Here is a 1,880-nt window from a genome sequence, read left to right as displayed (position 1 = left end):
TCATCGACATCCAGCCCAAGGATCGCAAGCGCTTCAAACGCCTGCTCGACGAAGCCAAGAATTTCGAGTCCATCCCCATCCGCACCCGCCTGAGCGACGCCGAAGTCGCCAAGTTCTCGTCCCAGCGTTATCGCTTCCCGGGCGTCGAGGTCAAGGCCCGCCTTTTCCGCCAGTATCCGATGGGGCATGTCGCCTCGCACGCCATCGGCTACATCGGCCGCATCACCGAGCGCGACCTGAAGTGGATCGAGGAGGCCGAGAAGCTGCCCAACTACAAAGGTACCGACCATATCGGCAAGACAGGCCTCGAACAGCACTACGAATTCGAGTTGCATGGCGAAACTGGCTACGAGCAAGTCGAGATCGATGCCGGCGGCCGTGCGTTGCGCAGCCTCAAACGCATCCCGCCGGTTTCCGGCAACAACCTGCAGCTGACGCTGGACATCAAGCTGCAGGAAATCACCGAAAAGGCCTTCGGCGATCGCAAAGGCGCCCTGGTCGCCATCGATCCCAGCACCGGCGGTGTCCTTGCCCTGGTGTCGACCCCGACCTACGACCCCAACCTGTTCGTGGACGGCATCACACCGGAGAACTGGAAGGAGCTGAACGAGCACCCCGACAAGCCGATGATCAACCGTACGATCAACGGCGCCTACCCGCCCGGCTCGACCTTCAAGCCCTTCATGGCGCTGGGAGCACTGGAGTTGGGCAAGCGCACGCCCCAACAGGCGATCAGCGATCCAGGCTACTTCACGTTCGGCAACCATACCTTCCGCGACGACAAGAAGGGCGGCCACGGTGTCGTGGACATGTACAAATCCATTGTCCATTCCTGTGATACCTATTATTACGTCCTGGCCAACGACATGGGCATCGACAACATCGCCAAGTTCATGGGTAGCATCGGCTTTGGCCAGCGCACCGGAATCGACCTGGGCAAGGATGATTCCGGCGAATCGAAGGGTGTGCTGCCGTCGCAGGAATGGAAGAAGCAGCGCTTCAAGAAGCCGGAACAGCAGAAATGGTACGCCGGCGAAACCATCTCCATCGGCATCGGCCAGGGCTACAACGCCTACACCCCGATCCAGCTCGCACAAGCCACCGCCACACTGGCCAATAACGGGGTCATGTTCCGGCCGCATCTGGTCCAGAACATCGTCAACACCCGGAGCGGCGAGAAGCACCCGGTCGAACCCAAGCCGCTGCGCGATCTGGGCTGGAAGCAAAAGAACCTGGACGTGATCCACCGCGCCATGATCGGCGTGAACAAGGAAGGCACCGGCACCCGCGCCTTTGCCGGGGCGCCCTACAGCGTCGGCGGCAAGACCGGTACGGCCCAGGTCTTCTCCCTGAAGGGGGCCCAGTACAAGGAATCGGCCGTCAAGAAGCACCTGCGCGACCACGCCCTGTTCATCGCCTACGCCCCCGTCGAAAATCCGAAGATCGCCCTCGCCGTGCTGGTCGAGAACGGCGGTTTCGGCGCCCAGTCCGCCGCCCCGATCGCCCGCATGGTGCTCGACTACTATCTGCTGGGCAAACTGCCGGCCGGCGCCGCCAAGGAAGACAGCGATGCCATCGAGGAGGAACACGAGGAATGATGGATGTCGTCGGAACCCTGCGCCGGGCCTGGGCCAATGCCGTCGCCCACCTCGACTTCCCCTTGCTGCTGATCACCGCGGCCATCATGGCGATCGGCCTGGGCACGGTCTATTCGGCGACCTACGACAGCACCCACCGCATGATGTCGCAGGCCGGCAACATGGGCATTGCGCTCGTCGTGATGTGGGTCGTCTCGCGCATTCCGCCGCAAAAACTGATGAGCTTCGCCATTCCGCTCTACGTTATCGGCATCGTGCTGCTGATTGCCGTCTTCCTGTTCG

The 1,880-nt window shown here is 62.1% G+C and carries 2 protein-coding genes; both read left to right on the top strand.

The genetic code is table 11. The features are described 5' to 3' along the window. On the top strand, positions 1–1,598 hold a 1,598-nt coding region (gene mrdA, locus ACE3PP_RS08670; protein ID WP_374380614.1), incomplete at its 5' end, for a penicillin-binding protein 2. Beyond that, positions 1,595–1,880 (top strand): FtsW/RodA/SpoVE family cell cycle protein (locus ACE3PP_RS08665; protein WP_374380611.1); only part of this gene is annotated, 286 nt, incomplete at its 3' end. The genes mrdA and ACE3PP_RS08665, both read left to right, overlap by 4 nt.

The organism is Dongia sp. (assembly GCF_041910485.1).
In the GTDB taxonomy this organism is placed as follows: domain Bacteria; phylum Pseudomonadota; class Alphaproteobacteria; order Dongiales; family Dongiaceae; genus Dongia.
This window is presented reverse-complemented; position numbering and strand designations above follow the sequence as displayed.